Origin of the sequence: Streptomyces sp. NBC_00376 (assembly GCF_036077095.1) — a bacterium.
Taxonomy (GTDB): domain Bacteria; phylum Actinomycetota; class Actinomycetes; order Streptomycetales; family Streptomycetaceae; genus Streptomyces.
Window position 1 is genome coordinate 581,975 of sequence record NZ_CP107961.1, and the last position, 19,570, is coordinate 601,544.

At 67.8% G+C, this 19,570-nt stretch carries 15 protein-coding genes and 2 pseudogenes; 4 read left to right on the forward strand and 13 right to left on the reverse strand.

The genetic code is table 11. The annotated features are described in order from the left end of the window. Positions 1-588: 588 nt before the first annotated feature. Positions 589-1,491 (reverse strand): serine hydrolase, encoded by a 903-nt coding sequence (locus tag OG842_RS42550; protein WP_266737497.1) that lies wholly within the window; start codon positions 1,489-1,491, stop codon positions 589-591. Positions 1,492-1,493: 2 nt separating this feature from the next. After that, complete coding sequence (locus OG842_RS42555) at positions 1,494-2,411, reverse strand: LysR family transcriptional regulator (RefSeq protein ID WP_328512726.1); 918 nt, start codon at positions 2,409-2,411, stop codon at positions 1,494-1,496. Positions 2,412-2,650: 239 nt separating this feature from the next. Here OG842_RS42555 and bla point away from each other — a divergent pair, with 239 nt between their 5' ends. Then, a complete protein-coding gene (bla, locus tag OG842_RS42560) occupies positions 2,651-3,580 on the forward strand; it encodes a class A beta-lactamase (protein WP_266737496.1) in 930 nt (309 codons plus the stop codon). A gap of 111 nt (positions 3,581-3,691) precedes the next feature. Here bla and OG842_RS42565 read toward each other — a convergent pair whose 3' ends face one another. The 6 genes and pseudogenes from OG842_RS42565 to OG842_RS42585 form a co-directional block, all read right to left on the reverse strand. Continuing rightward, positions 3,692-4,957 (reverse strand): IS701 family transposase, encoded by a 1,266-nt coding sequence (locus tag OG842_RS42565; protein WP_443063957.1) that lies wholly within the window; start codon positions 4,955-4,957, stop codon positions 3,692-3,694. Positions 4,958-5,031: 74 nt separating this feature from the next. Beyond that, positions 5,032-5,151 (reverse strand): annotated as a pseudogene (locus OG842_RS42570) (IS630 family transposase); the annotation flags it as partial. A 54-nt stretch (positions 5,152-5,205) separates the two neighbouring features. Further along, positions 5,206-5,586, reverse strand: coding sequence for an antibiotic biosynthesis monooxygenase family protein (locus tag OG842_RS42575; RefSeq protein ID WP_266737494.1), 381 nt, complete (start codon positions 5,584-5,586; stop codon positions 5,206-5,208). A gap of 598 nt (positions 5,587-6,184) precedes the next feature. Continuing rightward, positions 6,185-6,646: an RICIN domain-containing protein gene (locus OG842_RS42580; RefSeq protein ID WP_266737493.1), complete on the reverse strand. Its 462-nt coding sequence runs from the start codon at positions 6,644-6,646 to the stop codon at positions 6,185-6,187. 477 nt (positions 6,647-7,123) lie between these two features. Further along, positions 7,124-7,345 (reverse strand): annotated as a pseudogene (locus tag OG842_RS45495) (helix-turn-helix domain-containing protein); the annotation flags it as partial. 506 nt (positions 7,346-7,851) lie between these two features. After that, positions 7,852-8,997 carry a peptidoglycan-binding protein gene (locus tag OG842_RS42585; protein WP_266737491.1) on the reverse strand — a complete coding sequence of 382 codons (1,146 nt, stop codon included), beginning with the start codon at positions 8,995-8,997 and terminating at the stop codon, positions 7,852-7,854. A 223-nt stretch (positions 8,998-9,220) separates the two neighbouring features. Between OG842_RS42585 and OG842_RS42590 the strand changes: the two genes are divergently transcribed. Both OG842_RS42590 and OG842_RS42595 read left to right on the forward strand, forming a co-directional pair. Then, on the forward strand, positions 9,221-10,936 hold the full coding sequence (locus OG842_RS42590) for a GH25 family lysozyme (protein ID WP_266737489.1): 1,716 nt from the start codon (positions 9,221-9,223) through the stop codon (positions 10,934-10,936). 175 nt (positions 10,937-11,111) lie between these two features. Beyond that, positions 11,112-11,627, forward strand: coding sequence for a DUF2716 domain-containing protein (locus tag OG842_RS42595; RefSeq protein WP_124723770.1), 516 nt, complete (start codon positions 11,112-11,114; stop codon positions 11,625-11,627). A 13-nt stretch (positions 11,628-11,640) separates the two neighbouring features. On the opposite strand, the gene OG842_RS42600 is transcribed toward OG842_RS42595, so the two are convergent. Continuing rightward, on the reverse strand, positions 11,641-13,161 hold the full coding sequence (locus OG842_RS42600; protein ID WP_266738094.1) for an ISL3 family transposase: 1,521 nt from the start codon (positions 13,159-13,161) through the stop codon (positions 11,641-11,643). A 317-nt stretch (positions 13,162-13,478) separates the two neighbouring features. Here OG842_RS42600 and OG842_RS45500 point away from each other — a divergent pair. After that, positions 13,479-14,557 (forward strand): IS630 family transposase gene (locus tag OG842_RS45500; RefSeq protein WP_443064094.1). Its coding sequence is split into 2 segments (ribosomal slippage): positions 13,479-13,980 and positions 13,980-14,557, totalling 1,080 coding nucleotides; the frame shifts between segments, so codons are not numbered across the junction. Positions 14,558-14,583: 26 nt separating this feature from the next. Here the strand turns inward: OG842_RS45500 and OG842_RS42615 are convergent. From OG842_RS42615 to OG842_RS42630, 4 genes are all read right to left on the reverse strand, one after another. Then, on the reverse strand, positions 14,584-15,138 hold the full coding sequence (locus OG842_RS42615) for a hypothetical protein (RefSeq protein WP_266737487.1): 555 nt from the start codon (positions 15,136-15,138) through the stop codon (positions 14,584-14,586). Between the two features lie 341 nt (positions 15,139-15,479). Then, positions 15,480-16,664 (reverse strand): IS701 family transposase, encoded by a 1,185-nt coding sequence (locus OG842_RS42620; protein WP_266726591.1) that lies wholly within the window; start codon positions 16,662-16,664, stop codon positions 15,480-15,482. Positions 16,665-16,975: 311 nt separating this feature from the next. Next, a complete protein-coding gene (locus tag OG842_RS42625) occupies positions 16,976-18,319 on the reverse strand; it encodes an endonuclease domain-containing protein (protein ID WP_266737485.1) in 1,344 nt (447 codons plus the stop codon). A gap of 208 nt (positions 18,320-18,527) precedes the next feature. Further along, on the reverse strand, positions 18,528-18,953 hold the full coding sequence (locus OG842_RS42630) for a hypothetical protein (protein ID WP_266737483.1): 426 nt from the start codon (positions 18,951-18,953) through the stop codon (positions 18,528-18,530). Positions 18,954-19,570: the final 617 nt, after the last annotated feature.

Genomic DNA, 19,570 nt, shown 5'->3' on the forward strand with positions numbered 1-19,570 from the left:
CGCCCTGACGCACCACCAGGCGCCGAAAGTCCGATAAGTGGACCTCGAAACAAAACTGCCGCTACCGCCAATCGCTGCACCGCCGGCCCGCGCGCCCTGTCTGGCCCCGAGCATTACTCAGCGCTACATGTCCGCTCGCCGTAGCTATACGAGAACAGGGCCGCTTTCGCTACACACCGTCAGCATCGTCCTGGCTGCACCCAAGAACTGGCGACAGTTGAATACGCGAGCCCACCAGTACCGAGGCCGAGATAGCCGGACACCCGAGCCAGCGCAGGGCGGGATGTCCCTGAGCGGCCCTGTGCGGCTCTCGGGGCATGATCGGCACTCCCCGACACCGACGCGGAGATCGGCGCTCCTGACCCCCTTCACGCCCCGCCTCGGGCCCGTTCCGCATGATCACCCGGCCCGGGGGGTGCGGGTATCCGTCCAGGTCAGGGCACTCTTTTACCTAGATACATATGTGTTGTTCACTGAGTGAACGCCACCGCACGCCGCCCGGCTGAAGTCGCTGCGTCTTCATCCTCGACTCCTACGGCGCCGAGCTGCCCCGTTGAGCCGTCAGGAGTGGTGGGAGCATCCACCCGTTCAGGCCATCCGCAACTGGTCGCGGAGCGTCCGGGCGACCTGTGCCATCAGTGCTTCCGTCTCGGGCTGCAGCACGGCCGGTACGCGGGATTCGGTGAGGGCGGCGACGGCGAACGTCTGCCCGTCGGCGTGCTCGACGACCCCGGCCTCGTGTCGGAGGTTGAGCAACGTACCGGTCTTCGACGACCACCGGGACGCGTCGGAGCTGAAGTCGGGAGCCAGTCGCTGCCGGATCACGTTGTTCGTCATCAGCTCGCGGACCCGCACCGCGGTGGCGGGCTGGATCGTCGTCGGCCGCCACAATCCCTCCAGCAGGTCGACGAAGGTCCGGGCCGACCCGACGTTCGCGCGACTGATGTCGAGCTGGGCCACGGGATGCCCCTGTCCCGCTGTCGCCGCGCCGATGGCGAGGGCGTGGGCAAGGTGCACCTCGGTCGGCGCGAACCGTTCGGCCGGCGTCTGGGTGAGGTCCCCCATGAGGTGGCGTACCACGATGCCGTCGTAGCCGAGCCGCCGCAGCTCCGCGGTGACCGCGGCGGGCGGGGTGAGGGCGAACAGCGCGTCGGCCGCGGTGCCGTCGCTGATCGCCGTGCTGAGATACAGCAGGTCCTCGAGCGCGACCGTGGCCGGGTGCCGGAACTTGGTCAGGCCGGTCGGTCCCGGCACGGTGACGCGGCCGGGCTGCACCACGATCGTTGCGGCCAGGTCGAGTTCGCCGCGTCCGACACGTTCCAGTGTGGCGATCGCGAGCGGCACCTTGACCAGGGAAGCGATCGGATACTCCACCTCGGCGTCGATCGCGAGTTCATCGCCGGTGTCCAGGTCACGCACCAGGAACGAGCCGCGCAGGCCGCCGTCGTGCAGGGCCTCCCGCGCATCGCGCAGGACCTTGGTCGTCCCCACCACTACGCCTCACCGTCGCCCGGCACGTCGCCGCTCCGGCTACCGTGGTCCGACATGCCGAGGCAGCGCCCGATCGTGGCGAGCGGGAGGGTCCGGATCCGCTGGGCGTCCTCGCGCAGTCCGGCCTCGACGTCGTAACCCCGTACCAGCTCCAACTCGCCGATCGGCCGCCAGTACAGCCCCAGTTCGTCGGCCTGGACGGCGGAGCAGAGCAACAGGTCGGCCGAGCCGAGCACCTCGGCCGCGGCGTCGACGAGTGAGGCCGAGACCACGACCTGGGCGGGTTGGAGGCCGACCCCGTCCCGTAAGCGGATCACCCGGTCGCGTACGTGAGGCACGTCGTCCTCCGGCTGGATCCAGACGCGTCGTCGGCGTGCGTTACGTCCGGCCCGGCCCGCGCGCAGGTTTTCCACGTATATCGTCTGCCCCGCCGGCTCGGCGCTGCCGGCCAGCCCCAACGGTATCCGCCATGGCGCTCCGTCCGCGGGTACGGACACGATCGCCGCCCGGACCTCCAACGTCCGGGCGAGCGCCGCGCGTTCACCCGGCCCGGCTGTGTGCAGCGCGAGATTCAGGTCGTGCCGACGCGCCTCGGCAACGAGCCCGGCGAGCCGGCGTGGGGCGGAGACCGCCGGTATGGCCAGCCGGAACCGGCGTCGCTTGGCACACTCGGCGTCGTGCTCCATCGCCTCGACGAGTTCGACCAGCCGCCGGGCCGAGGACAGCATGTCCCGGCCGAACAGGGTCAGAGTGACGTTTCGTGACGACCGGTCGAACAACTTGGCGCCGAAGTGCTCCTCCAGGGCGGCGATCCGCCGGCTGACGACCGACTGCGGCATGCCTGCCGCAGCGGCACCGACGGTGAAGCTGCCATGCCCACTCACCGCCACGAACGCCTCGCAGGCCCTGACCATGTCCACGGCCGGAGCTTATAGCTATGCCGGATCAGCATGGGTCTGCGCATTTCTGTCTTGGACAGAATGTACTGCCGAATGCCAGATTGCCTTCTGCCCGACCTGGGTCATCTCTCGAAGTAGATACCGGTTTGTCGGTAATGAGCTTCCGGAGGGGAAATGTTGCCCGGCGGACACCCCATCTGCGGCAAGCGAACTCGAGCCCGCTTGCCGTAGTCGTAACTCGCCCCGGTGAAGGGAAGACCATGACGTCACAACAACCGGCCATCACGCGCCGCGCGCTTCTAGGGGTGGCGGCACTCCTGCCGTTGGCCGGATGCGCGGAGGGCAAGAGGACAGCGACGCGACCGTCAGCGGGCGAGCCCTCATCCCCCTCCGCCACGGCGAGCGCTCGCCACAGTCAACTGGCCGCATTGGAAAGGAAGTTCGAAGCACGCTTAGGGGTGTACGCCCTCGCCACCGGCACCGGGGCCACCATCACCCACCGGGCGGACGAACGGTTCGCGTTCTGCTCGACGTTCAAGGGGCTGGCGGCAGCGGCGGTCCTGCACCGCAATCCGCTGTCGCACCTGGATACGGTCATCAGGTACACCGAAGGCGACCTGATGAAGAGCTCGGCCATCACCAGACGGCATGTGGCCACCGGAATGACGATCCGACAACTGTGTGATGCCGCGGTCCGCTACAGCGACGGAACGGCCGGCAATCTCCTGCTCCGCGATCTCGGCGGGCCGGCCCGGTTCACGGCGTACGTGCGCAGCCTCGGCGACACGGTCACCAGGATGGACCGGATCGAGCCGACGATCGCGCAAGCCACCCCGGGAGACCCCCGCGACACCACCTCGCCCCGGGCGTTCGGTACCAACTACCGGAAGATCCTGCTGGGGGACGCCCTGCCGACGGACAAGCGCACCTTCCTCCGCCACCTGCTGGAACGCAACGCCACCGCTGCCGGCGCGCAACGTATCCGGGCCGGCATACCGCGGGGATGGAACGTGGCGGACAAGACCGGGACCGGTGACTACGGCACCCTCAACGACATAGCTGTGGTGTGGCCCCCGAATGCCGCGCCACTCGTCATCGCGATCATGTCCAGCAAGGCCACCAAGGACGCCGAGTACGATCAGGCCCTCCTCGCCGAGGCCGCCGCGTACGTGGTGGCCACTCTCACCTAGTAGTGCTTGGTCATGTTGGTGCGGGGTCTGGCATGTTGCGGTGACAGGTGGGGCAGGCGCCGGTCCAGATCGCGAGGAGTATCTGCAGCTCGTGGACGACTCGGTAGAGGCTCAGGCCGACGCCGTCTCTTTTGGGGATCGGCTCAGTCGCTGCAGGGTGCAGAAGGCGTGGGCGACCGAGACGAGGGTGACGTGGTGGTGCCAGCCTGGCCAGGTTCGGCCTTCGAAGTGGGCCAGGCCCAGGGCCTGTTTCATCTCGCGGTAGTCGTTCTCGATGCGCCAGCGGAGCTTCGCGGTGCGCACGAGGACGGGCAACGGGGTGGTTGCGGGCAGGTTGGAGAGCCAGAACTGCACGGGCTCGTCCTGGTCGGCGGGCCATTCGGCCAGCAACCAGCGGACCGGAAGCTCGGTGGCGGCCGTGGCCTTGCGGATCTCGCGTCCGGCGGGCCGGATCCGCAGGGCCACGAAGCGCGAGTACATGCGTTTGTGCCCGCTGCGGCCACTGCCCGGCCGTGATCCCTCCCTCCACTGCACCGGCCGCGCGGAAGACTTTCCGGCCGCGATGACCAGGCTCTTCACCCTCCGGGCCGGCTCGGGGTAGGCAGGAACCGGCCGTCTGCCCCGGCCTGTGCAGGCCGGGGCAGACGGCTGTGCGTCCTCGGGCTGTGCGGTGGTCGGGGTCGAGATGCCCACCACGTAATCGAGACCGCGTTCTTCCAGGCCGAGCCGGAAGGCGGCGGTGTCACCGTAGCCGCCGTCGGCGATGACCTGGGGCACCTCGATGCCCCAGGACCGCGTCTCGTCGATCATGTCGAGGGCCAGCTGCCACTTCTCGACATGGCCCACCTGGGCAGGGATGGCGCACTTGCCACGGCGGGCCACTTTGGCCTGATCGGCCTTCGGCGAGGCGGGATCCCAGCTCCCGGGCAGGAACAGACGCCAGTTCACCGCCGCCGAGGCGCCGTTGGAAGCCAGGTGCAGCGACACCCCGGCCTGGCAGTTGGTGACCTTGCCCGCAGTGCCGGTGTACTGCCGGGTCACACACGCCGACGCATCCCCGTCCTTGAGGAACCCGGTGTCATCGATGATCAACGCGGTGGGCTTGACGACCGGCTGCATACGCCAGGCCAGACGGGCCCGCACATGCGCCGCATCCCACGGGCTGGAGGTGATGAAGTGGGCCAGCGCCTGCCGGTTCCCGTCTTCGCCCAGGCGGGCGGCCATCGGTTCCACCGACTTGCGCCCGCCGTCCAGCAGCAGGCCCCGCAGATAGACCCCACCCCACCGACGCTGATCCGCTCGCGCGAACGGCTCGAACATCTCCGCCGCGAAGTCCTCCAGATCACACCGGACCGCAGCCAACTCCCCACTCAGCACGTCCTGTCAACGACACGACCCATCAAGAAGACACGCCATCGCAGACCGCACATGACCAAGCACTACTAGTGCCGCATCAGGCAATTCTGGGCCCGCCGCCAGGTCACCACCGAGCCGGTGCACCTGCGGATGATCCGCAGCAGGCGCTTGCCCTCGTCGTCATCGATCTCGCGGACGCGTACTCGTTCTGCCACCCGGACAGCCTGGCGGGACGGCGCTTCACCGGACCAGGAGGTGACTTCGGTTGGTCAGCCTGCTGTCGGGCTCTGCAGGACCTGCGCTCGCATGAACCCGTGGCTCCGCTCCACTTTCGCCACATGCAGCGTGTAGCTCTGGTACCACTCGGCTTGCCCGCGCTTTTGCGCCGCGCGGTGCTCGGCGTTGCTCCGCCACTCCGTGAGGGCGTTGGCGTCGCGGAAGTACCCGACGGTGATGCCCAGCCCGCCGGGAGTCTGCGCGTGGTCCATCCCCAGGAACCCAGGGACGCCTTTCACCAGGTCTTCCATGCGTGCGTTGGTCTCGCTGTAGCCGCTCTGATCCTGGGCTCGCACCGTAGTGAAGACAGCCACGTAGTAGGGGGGTTCATAGGCTTCGACGGGCGCGACAGGCGCTTCCGAGTGATCGCTCATGGCGCCACCGTAAGGCGGGATGCGCCTAACGATCCAGCGTCTTTCCTGAACGGGATACATGAGGGATCGGGTCGATGACCGAAGCCGTCTGAGCGAAACGGCCGGGCACCAGGCCCGGCCCGCGCGCGGCCCCGCCGACGCACGAGAAGGGACTGGCCGGCCGCCGATCCCCGAAGCGCTCCCGCCCGCCCCGCCCCCACCCTCTCCATTTCGGCAGTTCGGGCGCCAGGGGGGTACGCAGAGGGGATGTCAGCACCCCGACCACACCTATACAGGCATGGCGACCTGCATAAACGCCCGACGCCGTGGAGAGAGGGTCCAACAGATACCGCAGGAGATGCTGCACGAGATCGTGCAAAGGATGACGCAGGAGATCCCAGGCCCGAGGATCCCGCCGGCCCTTTCGCGCGGGCAGCTGCTCGGCGTCAGCAGTGCCCAGGAGCGCATCGTGCTCGATCCGCTCGGCGGGCAGCAGCCGCGGGCGCGGTGCCGACTCCGCGCTCCGGTAGATTCTCTTCCCAGGTGCGGGGCCCTCGGCGAGGGCGTGGCCGATGATCTGGGCGGCGCGGCCGCCGGAGCCGGATGGCACGCATCCGGGTCATCGGAGGAAGCGGAAAACCGTGCCGCTCTCATTGCATGCGAGCTGGAAGACGTTGGCCCATTCCGTGTGGTCTCCGTCCGGTGCGCCGATACACAGGTCTTGTCGCTGGTCTGCCGGTACGAAGCGGAGGTGGTCGGCTCGGAGACGGAATCCTCCTCCGTGGTCGCTGGTCTTCTCCAGGCGGAACTTTTCGGCCTCATCGAGTTCTCGAGTGCCGCAGTAATCGATGGTCACGGCCCCGCCGTCCTGGAGCGATGCGCCCAAGACGCCTAAACACCGGGGACTTTCTTCCTTCGTGCTGGGGAAAATGAGCTGGTAGGTTCCGTTGCCGGTTTCCTCCAGGGTGACCCGGTCGCTCTCCCTCGTGGTACACGATATGAGGAACAGGCCCGGCTCTTCGGTCTCTGGGGTTCCGTCACGGCGCTCCGCGACACACCGGCCGTCGGCGGCAGCGCGCATTCGGTATGTGCCCGGTGCGAGAACGGGTCTCGGTGATTTCGACGGTTTCGGTGAGTGCGATGAGGCCGGGGTGTTGCCGGACCGGGAGGCCGAAGGCTGCGCAGCGTCTTGGGGGAGGTCGTTCGGCCAGAACGCCAAAGTGCCCAGGACAAGGGCCGTGAGGGCGGTTGCCGTTCCTGCTGCCAGGGCTGCCCGTTTACGTATCACCCTGCCCGGCGTTCGTCGGGATGCCTTAGCGGTTGCCACGAATGCGGGTAATTCTTCCTGCCCTGGGATGGCGGAAGTCTCGGCTCGGTCATCTGTTTCGCTGGTGGTGGCTTCGGCGCACTCGGGCTGCTCGTCCAAGTCGGGTATGCCACCTGCTGCCTCTTGGTCGTCCGTTTGCCGTTCGGTGGTGGGGGCTGGGGTGGGCAGCGGTTCGGAGGCAACGGCCAGACGTCTGCGTGTGGACACCCAGATCTCGACAATGTCCGGGTCCATGCCGCAGGCGCGGACGTATGCGGAGACGAACTCTTCGCGTGGCAGCTCCGTACGGTTGAGTGCCCCGGAGACTGTCGCGCGAGGCAGAGCCCCGCCGGTGCTGGCGGCTCTCCGTTCCAGATCTCGCAGACTCAGGCCGGCCCAACTGCGGAGCTGGCGCAGCATCGCGACGAACTCGGCTGACGTCGTTACCGACTGCGGCTGGGGTGCTGGCTCCATGACCACTCCTGCTCATTCTTGTGGCGGAAAAGCCCAGTCTGGCGATCTTCTGTCTCCTGGCCCACCGAATCCACCAGTTCGCCATGTGGTCAAACAACAGCATCGCCTTCGCGCTTGTTCTGTCTCGCTGAGGACCGGGTCGGCTTCAGGCACGGACTGCCGCATCAGCCGGGGTGCTCCGACGCCAGTCTGGGCTGGCTGCCACGGGACAGTCCGGGACCGTCCAGCCTGTCGGTGTCCCGGCCACAGAGCACCCCCAGGCCCCCGGCCCCGGCGCGGCGCGCTCACGGGACTGCTCCTGACCAGGCCGGACAGTTCCGGACAGTCCCGGCCGCCCTCATGCGGTGCCCTGCGAAGCGATGCCACGCAACGCTTCTCTCACCGCCCCACGACGACCCGGCGATGTCCCTGCGCATACGTCGCCGTCACGCCGTCGTTACAGCGTGACGGCAGCAGCGCTTTGAGCTGGTTTTTGCCCGGCGGGCGGGTTGCTGCATGTACCCGTTTCAGTGTCCGCAGCCGGACATGGGGGTGTCGAGGTATTTCCAGGTCTGGGGTCCGACCTGGCCGTCGGGTTTGAGGCCGCTGCAGCGCTGGACGGCACGTACGGCGACGTCGGTACTTTCTCCGAACTTGCCGTCGACGGTGAGCGTGTAGTCGTAGTTGGAGTTCAGCAGGCACTGGATCTGCTTCACCTTCGAGCCGACCATGCCCTTGGCCATGACCTGCTTGCGGTCCCAGTTGTAGCGGCAGCTGGCGCGGCCAGCGGCGCCGGGCGAGGCGGCCGTACTGGGCGAGGCAGGAGCAGAGGGTGAGGAAGAGGTCTCGCCCTTGGCTGAACTGCTGGGGCGCGACGTCTTCGTATTCGTGTCCTCCTCGCCCGTGGAGTCCTGGTCCTTGTCCTTCTTCTCGCCGTCCGTCGGAGTCTTGGTCGGTGCGGTGCTGCTCTTCGGGGGCACGGGGGTTTCGTCGACCACTGGTTGGTCGTCTCCGGGGCGGTTGTCGCCGCCGGTCTCGGGCTGGGAGACGGCGGAGTCCTTCGTCTCGTGGACCGAGTACCAGCGTCCGACCAGCAGCAGCGCGACGAGGGCAGCGGCGATCAGCGCGAGGATTTTGATCCGGCCCCGGGGAGCAGCGGCCGGCCTTGCCGGTTCGGCCGGGCCGGGCATGGACGGTGCGGGAGCCGGGCTGGCCGCTGCGGGTTTCGGAGCTGCGGTGCCAGGAACGGTGTCCGGGACTGTAGGCGACACGGGGTCCGCGGCTGCCGGCGGTACGGGGGCCGGGGCCGTCGGCGGTACGGGGTCCGGTACGCCTGGTGCGGGGGCTGCCGGTGCGGGAACGGGCGCTGTTCCGGGCGGTGCTTCTTCCTGGGCGTCTTGGGCGCGGCGGGCTTGGTCGGCGGTGTCCCAGAGGTCGAGGAGGGTGTTCTTGTCGAGGCCGCGGCGGGTGCAGAGGCGTTCGACGGCTGCTCGGGGTGGGAATGCGGTGCCTTTGAGGACGCGGTTCCAGGAGGAGCGGGAGTAGCCGGTGTCGTGGGTGAAGGCGTCCAGGGAGAGGTTCTTGGATGCCTTGACCTGCCGTAGTGCCTGGAGCAGTGCGGTGACTTGTGGCAGTGGCTGTGCGGGTGGGTTGTCGCCTTGGTTGGGCTGCACAGATCTCCCCCTGGTTCCGATGTGATCGTCGTGTTCCAGAGCCGTTTCTTTTCGCAGGTCAGGGGCCTTGTGGAACGGCCGGGACGGCGCGGTACGGCTGGAATGGCGATCAGGCTACCGGTGGGACGGCGGTACCCCGAATCTTCATCTCGTCGACGCCGCAAAGGCGCGGCGCAAACTGCCTGCCGGGTGTGTGTCGGTGGGTCTGACGAGGGGTGAAGTCGTGCGGATCATCAGCAAGAAGACGGGTCTTCAGGCGGGTGCCATGGTGGCGGTCGCGGCCGCTGGATTTGGCCTGATCAGCTTCTCCGGGAACGAGGAGGCGCAGGCGAACAGCCCGGCCGCGTACAGCGTGAAGGGCTTCGACACCAGCCACCACAACGCCCACCCGATCCAGTGGTCGGCGTCCGTGAGCGCGGGGTACTCGTTCGTGTTCCAGAAGGCGACGCAGGGCACCGGTTACCGCGACCCGCAGTTCGCCGGTGACTTCGCGGGGGCGTCGCGGGCCGGGCTGATGGTCGCGCCCTACCACTTCTACGACTCCGGTTCCGGCGCCGCCCAGGCCGACCACTTCGTCCGTACGGCCAGGGCCGCCGGCTACGACGGCAAGCGTGCCGGGCAGCTGCCGCCGGTGGTCGACCTGGAGAAGATCCGCGGCCGGTGCCCGGCCGGGGTGAACAACACCCAGGTCGCCGCGTTCCTCTCCAAGGCGCGTCAGGCGTTCGGGGTGAACCCCATCGTCTACACCTCGAAGGACTTCGCCGACACCTGCCTGCGCGGCAACACCGGCGCCCTGGCCAACAGCCCGCTGTGGCAGCCCCGCTACGAGAGCGGAACGCGTGAGCCCGCCCCGGTCGGCGGCAGGTACTGGTCGATCTGGCAGTACACCGAGAACGGGACGGTACCCGGCCTGCGGGGCAGGGCCGACGTCAACGTCTACAAGGGCACGCTGACCCAGCTCCGCGCCCTCGCCCCCCTCGCCCCCGGCCAGACCCCCACGAGCCCCGGCACGGGTACGCCGACGCCTTCCACGGGCAACGGCACCGGCACCGGAGCCGGTACGGGGGCTGGTGGTGGTGCGTCTGCTCCGGCCGCGGCCGTGTGGCCGCTGCTGAAGAACGGGGCGCGGGGCGTGAACGTCACCACCGCCCAGCACCTGCTCGCCGCGGCCGGCCAGTCCGTCACCGCCGACGGGATCTACGGCCCGAACACCCAGAACGCCGCCGCCGCGTTCCAGCGCGCCCACGGCCTGACCGCCGACGGCATCATCGGCCCGAACACCTGGAACAAGCTCGTCCGCACCGTTGGCCAGGGCGCGAACGGAGCCGCGGTGAAGGCCGCCCAGGCGCAGCTCGCCGGGTACGGCAACCGCATCGCGGTCGACGGTGCGTTCGGCCCGGCGACCCGGAACGCGGCCATGGCGTTCCAGCGGTCCCACGGCCTGACCGCCGACGGCGTCATCGGTCCGAAGACGTGGAACAAGCTGATCAACGGCGCGAAGTCCGCCCCGACCACGCCCGCACCGACCACGCCCGCACCCTCGAACGGCAGGCTGACCCAGCGCCAGGCGCTCACGCAGCTCGCCGCGGCCGGGATCAAGGCACCGGTCGGCCGGACCTCCCTCGCAGGTGTCCGTGCCCGGACCATCCAGGGTGTCATCGCGCTGAAGAAGGCCAGCGGCTGCACCATCACCATCACCGGTGGCACCGAGTCCGGCCACAGCGCCGGCCCCCGCTCCCACGCCAACGGTTACAAGCTCGACCTGCGCACCCGCGACGAGGGCCGCTGCGTGACCAACTGGATCAAGACCACCCAGCGCAAGGCCTCTCCCCGGGGCACCGACGCCCGCTGGCACGGCACCCTGAACGGCATCTCCGCCGAGTACGTCTACGAAATCCCCCGCAGCGGCGGCGTCCACTGGGACATCACCTTCATCTGATCCCCTCCAGGTCGGCCGGCAGTCGGCTGACATGTGCGCCACCAACGCCCGGTGGGCGGCACCCCGCACGGGGTGCCGCCCACTGATGGGGCTCGTTGATTTTGGTTCTGTCCGCACTTTCGTGAACGATCTCCCAACACCCTCTCTGCCAGCCGGTCGGTACGATCGATGGGTGATGGACGAACCTGTGATAGAGCTGTCAGACGCTGAGAAGCGCCGCGTCTGGGACCGCTTCTACGAGAAGTTCAGCTTCCAGCCGAGCATGAGTCCGTCCAAGTGGCCGGCCATCAAAGAGCCCGGCGCATCAGTCACATGGAGTCTGGCGACGCTTCCCGACGAACCTGACTACGAGCGTCTGGACCGCCTGGTCGCCGTCGTCGAGCAAGGACTGTCCTCCTGCGTTGGCCCGTCGGGCACTCTGTTCGCCCTCGACTGGCAGCACCCGTCGTACCGCTTCGCACCGCAAGAGGTGGGCGGTCCTGGACAACCGGCCTGGCCGTTGAGCCCGTATCCCGACGGGGACTACTTCATCTTCCTTGCAGAGGACTTCCGCTTCGGCAGCTTCGGACACCCCTGGGAAGAGTCTCTCTGCCTGTTCGGTGAGGAACTTCTCGACGTCGCGGCCACGGAGGTCGACAACGTTCTTGGCCCGCCGATCCGGAGGTCAGGCAAGGCGGTAGGCCCGGCCTGAGCCTGGACCGGGCTCAGGGTCTCGCGAGAATGCGTGCCCGCAGCAGAGCGAATGTTGCGCGTCCGTACATGCTCCTCTTCAGCAGTTTCACGCGGCAGACGTGACCTTCGACGACGCCTGAGCTGTAGGGCAGGGTCAGGCCGGCGGTCACTGCGTCGAAGTCTTGCCGCAGAAAGCTGCCGAACGATCGGATGGGACCGATCGTGGATTGCTCGGCTTCTCGGATCCACAGCCCGAGCATGGTCCCGCGGCGGTGCCGCACCAGATCGGTGAAGGCACGCGCGAGATTGCATGCCTCGGTGATGTCGGGGCATGCGATTCTGACCTCGTCGAGACGAGTGACCTCGCTGGTTGACAGACTTTCTCTGGGATGCATGATCCACGCCGTAATCGAGCGAGGGCTGGGAATCTGGGCCGGCGCTGCGACAGCCACTCCGTTACGGAGAGACAGAACGTCGCGAGACAGGGTTGAGTACCCTCCCTGGAACCCCTGCGCACAAATCTGGTCGTACAGCTCCTTCGCGCTGGTCACCCCCGATGCGAACTGAGCCTGAAGGAAAGGCTTGTATCGATCCAGGGGGACATTGCGCCGGTCACGGGCGGACGCAATCAGAACGTCGAGCTCTGTATCGCGATAGCGCCGGGCGGTCTTCCGGTCCAGGCCGACCCTGCGGGCCACCTCGCTCAGCGGGTAGCCGCCGTCGAGCATGCGGTTGATGAGTTCGTGTCGCTGTTGAACGCGCTGCACGATCAAAGTGGGAGGCAGCGCCTCCAGCAGGGGCATGCTGGGTGTCGGGGAAGGCGCCTGCTCGGCGTATTTCCGCAGGCAGGATCGGTGCTGCTGGCAGGTCTTCTCGACCGCTTGCGACAGATTCCGCAGCAGGTGCCAGCGGTCCGCAACCTCCACTGCGTGCGGAGCCGCTTCCTTGATCGCTCGCGTGTAAGCACTGGCTCTGTCTCGGCAGACGATCTCCACTCCAGGATGGGCGACGAGCCAGGACGCGAGCGTCTCAGACGTGCGATCGGGAAGAACATCGACGGGACAACGCTTTTCCACGTCGACGAGGATCGTTCCGTAAGTGCGTCCCCGCCTGAAGGCGAACTCATCCACGCCCAGAATGCGGGGTGCTCGTTGTGCGACGGGTGGAGCATGAAGGAGTTGCAGCAGCCGCATTCTCCCCGCTGGCACACCCATCTTCCGGCACAACCTGGATCCGGGGCGCCCTCCGAGCTCGGTCGCGATGGCATGCAACAGCTGCCGCAACCCCGTGCTGGCCTGGCGGTATCGCTCACTGATCCCGGCGATCTGCTCCACGAACGTACGCCGCACGCATCCGGTGTTGTCACAGAAGAACCGGCGAACCGTCAGCAGAATGACCGTCGACCGGCCGGCAACAGGGCGATCAGAAATCCTCCGCTCGTACCGGCTGTGGACGCGCTTCGACGGAACGCCGCAGGTGGAGCATGAGCGGAGAGGTGTCCGACTGAACGCTCGAACTTCGACGAGGCAGTCGTCGGCCGTGAAGCCTTCCATTGCAACGCCGTCGGTGCCTGGGTACAGCAGCTGTTCGATCGATCGCTCAGTAGCCCCCACCACCAAGAGCTGCCCTGGAGGAACGATCCGCCATCCAAGGCAGCCGAACCCCGTTCACGGAAGTGCGGACAGAACCTTGATTTTCCCCACCCAGTGCTCACGGTTCATCAAGCCTGCTCGCTTGATTCCCCACTCAGGGCGCGCCGGTCTGTGGATGGGCGCCACTCGGCAGGGCGGCCTTCTGACTTCGGCTCGTTGGGGGTGAACCTTTTCGAAGTCCCTGACGCGTTCGCCGTGGTGGCTGTATTCCCTGTTGTGTGAGGTATGCGGATGGGGGCGGGCTGACCGCTGCGGGTCGGCTGCGTCGTGAGTCGGTGCGGATGCAGGCGGCCGAGTTGTTCGAGCAGGGAACTAAGCCGTTGGAGGTGGCACGGCGCCTGCGGGTGAGCGGGAAGTCGGCCTACCAGTGGCAGCAGTTGTGGCGGGAGGGCGGTGCGCCGGCGCTGGCCTCCCGTGGCCCGAGCGGTTCGCGGTGCCGACTGTCCCCACGCTGTCTGGAGAAACTCGCTGCGTATCTGGACCAGGGCCCGGCCGCGCATGGCTGGGTGGAGGACCAGGTGTGGACCGCGGCGAGGGTGGCCACGCTGATCGGCCGGAAGTTCCACGTCTCCTACAGCGTCTCGGGGGCGACGAGGCTGATGCACCGGCTCGGTTTCAGCCCGCAGGTCCCTGCGCGGCGGGTGGCCGAGCGCGACGAGCAGGCCGTCACCGCATGGAAGGAGGCGACCTGGGCGGAGGTAAAAGAGCCCGGGCGGCCTGCGGGGGCTACATCTGCTTCGAGGACGAGGCAGGCTTCACCCGCCGGCCGCCCAAAGGACGCACCTGGGGCCGGCGCGGCCGCACCCCTGTCGTGACAGTCAGCGGCCGCCGCTCGGGACGTTTGTCGGTGGCAGGACTGATCGCCATGCGGCCCGGCTCCCGCACCCGGCTGTGCCACCGCCTGCGCACCCACCCCTCCGGCAAGGGCAAGCGCCGCAGCATGGGCGAGCGCGACTTCACCGCACTGATCGACGGTGTCCACCAGCTCGTCAAGGCACCGATCGTGCTGGTCTGGGACCGCCTGAACACCCACGTCTCCCACGCCATGCGCGGGCTGATCGCCGAGCGTGCCTGGCTGACAGTGTTCCTGCTCCCCGCCTACTCGCCCGACCTCAACCCCGTGGAGTGGGTCTGGGCACACGTCAAGCGCAGCCTGGCCAACCTCGCCGTGGTCGCCCTCGACCGACTCGAGGCCCTCGTACGCAACCGGCTCAAACGACTTCAGTACCGGCCCGACACCCTCGACGGCTTCATAGCCGGCACCGGCCTGACCCTCGACACCCCAACGTCACCCTGACGAGCCGAAGTCAGATAAAGATCAAGTTAGCGCCGTCGTCCGCGTCCGCCCTGCCGTCTGCCCTTGTCCCTGCTGGGTCGTCTGCTCTTGGCCTTGCCCCTGCGCCTGCCCGGAGCCTGCACTGGGCGCCCCTGCCAGTCGATGCTGTCGTCCTCCGAGAGGCTCGCTGCATACGAGAGCGCATGCTGGATCAGCAGCGCCAACAGGCGCTTGGACTCCGCCGAGGGAAGCTCGCTCTGCCAGGGGCAGAGCGAGTACCAACCCTGGCCCGGATCCGTCAGGGGCGGGCAGGGCTCTGCGGGCTCCAGGGGCTCAGTCGGCGCTTCGGGAAGGCGCACCAGCAGCATGCCCATGCTCCAGGCGACGACCGCAGCGATGCCCTTGGCCGCAAGCACCGGCATCCCGAACGTCGCCAGGACGGGCCACTGGGGAGCAAGGTCCTCAAGCCTCTCGACCAGATCGGGGTGGGTATGCAGCTCCCACCCCTCGTAGACGTAGGCGCCGCGCTCCTGCGGAACGCCCTGCTGCCGCAGCAGGGCGAGCAGCGCCGTGTTCTGGGGCAGGTCCGGCAGCAGCGTCATGCCTCGACACGCTACGCGCCGTTCAACAGTGGGGACAGTGGTGGCGCTCCTCTCCAGCAGGCTCACCGAACCGGCACCATTCGGCAGTACTGGTACGGCCCGGTGGTGTCAGGCCGCTCCCGTCCTCTGCCCGCCACCGGGGCGAATCCGTAGAATGATCACGACTCGATACGCGCCCTAGTACTGCAACGGTGTTTGTCGTGACGGGTGGTCAGTCGGTGGGGCGTGGCCTCGTTGTTTGTAGTGGCTGGTTCGGGCTTGGTGTTGTCGTTTTCGGCGCCAGGTCGACCAGTGCAGGATGTGGTCGACGGGTGCGTGCCGTCGGTTGGTGAGGCGGTGGATCAGGCGTCTGATCTCGGCGAGGCTGAGGTGGATGAGCTGGGAGGATCCGTTTCTGCTTTCCCGGTGTCGAGCTGGCGGGCCCGCAGGACGGTGAGGCAGGCGTGGGCGGCCATGGCCAGGGTGATGTGGCGGTGCCAGCCGGGGTAGCGGCGGACCTGGTAGTCGTCCAGGCCGCACTCCTGCTTTGCGGTCTGGAAGCATTCCTCGATCGCCCAGCGGCTCCCGGCGATGTGGATCAGCTCGTCCAGGGTGGCGTCGGCCGGGCCGTAGGCGATGTAGTAGGAGAGCTCTTGGGGACGGGCAACGCTGCGACGGGCGATCACCCAATGCCGGCGGTCGGGCCGGTGCCAGGGGCGGACTTCGACGCGTGCCCAGTCATAGACGCGGGGCCCGTGGGAGCCCTGGCCGCACGAGCGGCGTTTCCATTTCTGCCGGGGCAGGGCGGGAAATAGATCGCTCACGGGGTGGTCGATGGCCCAGCGGGTGACGACCGTGTCGTGGCGGGTGGTGGCCATGACGTGGAAGACGTCCGCCTGTTCCAGCTCAGAGCGCCAGCCCTTGCTGTAGCCGTAGCCGGCATCTGCGGTCACCCAGCGGAACGGGATCTTGCCGGCGATCGCGCGGCGGACCATCTCCTTGGCCATCGCCACCTTCGTCGCGAAGCCGACCTCGTCGTCAATGCCGGCCCGGCGGCACCGCTCTCGGTCGTCCGTCCAGGAGGCAGGCAGATACAGACGGCGGTCGATCAGCGTTCGTCCGAGCGGGGCCGCATAGGCGAGGAAGACACCGACCTGGCAGTTCTCCGTGCGGCCCGCGGTGCCGGAGTACTGCCGTTGCACCCCGGCCGAACCGGTGCCCTTCTTCAGGAAGCCGGTGTCGTCCACGATCAGCACCGCACCAGGATCGCCGAGATGCTCGACCACGTAGTCACGCACATCGTCCAGAACCTCGTCGGCGTCCCACTCGATCCGGTTCAACAGCCGGTGGATGCGGTCCGGACCTGCGTGGCCGGCTTCTTCGGCCAGCGTCCAGCCGTTCTTCCGCTGCAACGGGGCTACGAGTCCCCGCATATAGGCAAGAGCTGACTCACGAGGCTCCGATCTGCCGAATCGGTGAAGAAACCGCCCTTGCACCGCACCCAACTCACCGGCCCACGACCTGACCTCAGCAAGATCCCCACCCATGACAACACCAACGATCGACCTGCCTACCCGTCACAGCAAACACCGTTGCAGTATTAGAGGTCGTCTCAGTTGGAGGCGAAAAATGAACAGAGCCGACATCGGGGCCAAAGCGCCCTTCTTGGATCGTTGGATCGGGTTGTGTCGAGAGCCTCGTGTGAACGATCATCAGGCGGTGAACACGGACTACTGGGTGGTGCTCGCGGACACGGAGCGGGACTCTGCTGCGCATTTCGCTGGGGCGTGCGGGGTGACCGTTTCGGGAGCCAGCAGCTGCGAGGTGGCGGTGGGGTGTCAGGTCTCCCGGTGCCCGCTCAAAACAGTGCTAGGCCCTCGCCGCTGGTGTCCGCGATGACTGGCCGGAACTGGGCAGGGAGGCCGTCCAAGCGGTCAGGACCGGCCGCGGCGGCCACGGCAGGGGCCGTCTCGGCCAACCAGACACGAAACCGCTCGGCGGCTTCGCGGTAGGGGACTCGCGCCAGGACACGGTGCTCGCCGGAGGGACAGAAGTCGACGGCGACAGTGAGCAGGCAGGAGCGGGGCGCGCTCTGACTGCCCGCCCAGGACACGCGCAGGACACCGCAGGGCTTGCGCCCGCGGGGGGCACGGTGGGTCGGACGCAGCGATCGGCAGGCTATGTGGGCGGTCCATGCGGCGAGGTGCGGCAGGGGCAGGGTGGTGCGTGCGCGGCAGCCGGGGCAGCGGTGCCAATGGCGGAGCCAGTAGTCGGCGTCGGTGTGGAAGAGGCGTGTGTAGCGGTTCGCCACGCGGATGTCGTTGCTGTACAGGTGGTCGGGGCGTTCCTGTGTGTTGCAGGACTGGCAGACGGGGGCGCGGACGTAGCCGTGTTCGTGGCAGTGGTCGAGCACGGTGGCGGGCGCAGTGCGGCAGACGGCGCACGCCCACCCAGCCACCCTGCGGGAGGTACCGGTCTTCCTGCTGAGCACCGAGTACAGCTGGCCTTCCAGCTCTTTGTTGTACGGGCGCAGTGAGGCGGTGGGGCCCTCGGGGCTCGTCGTCTGCCGACTGCCGGCGTCTCGGGCCTGCCGGGGGTGGGAGGGCGGCTCGGTGACGGCTGCGCTTGCCTGGCGGGTCCGCGCGGCTTGCACCCACTGCGTTTCGGCGTGCTCGGCCGCGTCCAGCAGCCTGACCACAGCGCGCGGCAGCCACCACGTGCGCTGCGTCCCGTCGCGGGTCTGCTCCACGAGAATCTGTCGCCAGTCGATCCCCGCCAGATGGTACGGCCGGCCGGCTTCACGTCGTGCTGCCCGCTCGGGGCCGCCCAGCTCCTGAAGTTCCCCCATGATGCGCTGGCGCCAACGCAGCGGCGTTTCCTCGTTGCACTCCTGCCTCGGCGCCCCACGAAACGGACCGATACGGACCAGGTCCTGCCGGTCCATCCCAACCGCGTTCAATTCCGCGGCCGCCCGGCGCACCTCAACCTCCGGAACACTCCACTGACCGTTGCTCGCCCTCACCGTCGCCACCACATGGCTGCCGAGCAGGACGTACCTCACCTGGGCACGGGCAGGAGAGCAGGTGAATGCCCCAGAAGCCGTCGGCACAGCACTGGCGGCGGTCAAGTCGACCCACAGAGTGTCCGCGGCAACCAGGGTGATCAGGCCGTCCGTGCGACCGGGCATGACACGATCTGACATACCGACAGGTTAACGGCCTGAAACGCTGCAACGGTCCCATGCGCCTCGGCCTGGCACTCGGTGAAGGCGGAGGATCCGGTCACGGTCCTGTCTCTGGAGCCCGAGCTGTACGCGTGTACTGGCGTTACTCCGCTTCACGGGAACAGAAGCAGGAACAGGACGGGATGCGTGACGTGGGAGGGTAACGGCCTGGTGCGGTCGCGGGCTGTCACAGCAGGGGAGCCAGCCACCCTTCCAGAGCGGCTTCCCGGCGACGTGAGCGCAGGACCTCGGTTGGTCGGTTCTCCGCCCACCACTGTGTCAGGGTCGAAGGTGAGGCGCTGCCCCGCACGAAGTGGGAGAGCAGACCGAGCGAGAGGTCGACTTCCCGCTGCGTGTACGCGGTGTCCGCGGCGGAGAGGACCAGCGTCTCGACGCGCTGGTCCTGGGCATGCACAACTACCGTCATCTGCGGCGGACTGCCCGGAACCCAGGCGTCGAGGGCCGCCGCGGCAACCGTCGTCACCCGGGTCGCCCATCGGACGGCAGCCGAGCGCACCGGTACGTCGAGGACCTGGAGATCCGTCACATCCTCCCAGCCCCAGACATGTTGTTCAGGGCCGGTGACTGACAGCTCGGTAGGGGAGAGGAACACCCCAGAGCCCTCCTCGGCCGGAGGCGCACCCAGACACACTCTGCTCTCTTCTATCCAGAACAGGCCGATCACACATCCCGGCCGGCCGGGACCGCCATTCTGGGGCGATGAGGTTCCCAATTTTCAGCTCCACTCCTCGATCACGAACATGGAAGCGTCCGTCCCCTGATTCCTGGACCTTGCATCTTTCGCACCCTGCTGCGATCCAGGACGCACCGGATATGCGCCCATTACCGGCAGACGACTCGAAGGTGCGATCGACTCGAAAATCAGGGTGCTTCCCGCTCTTGTTGACGGGCACCTGATCATGCCAGGGCGGACTCCGCACGGTGGCCCTTCCGGCCACGTAGGGATGTGCTTTCCGCGTCCGAAAACTGGCCACCGTGGTCAAAGACGCGGCTGGGTCGCGGTTCGAAGCAGGCCCCGTACCTTTGCGGCCACGTTTGAGCCATGGAGGCTGTGGAGCGTCTGTGTAAACGCCGCACCGAACTCCACGACGCCTTCGCCTCCCTCGCATGCTGCCTCATCTGCTGGCGACGGCTTCGGAAGCCCAAGAACGACTGACCAGTGTCAGGGCAGGCCAGGGCCCCAGCGGGGCTGCTTCACAACGTTGGTAC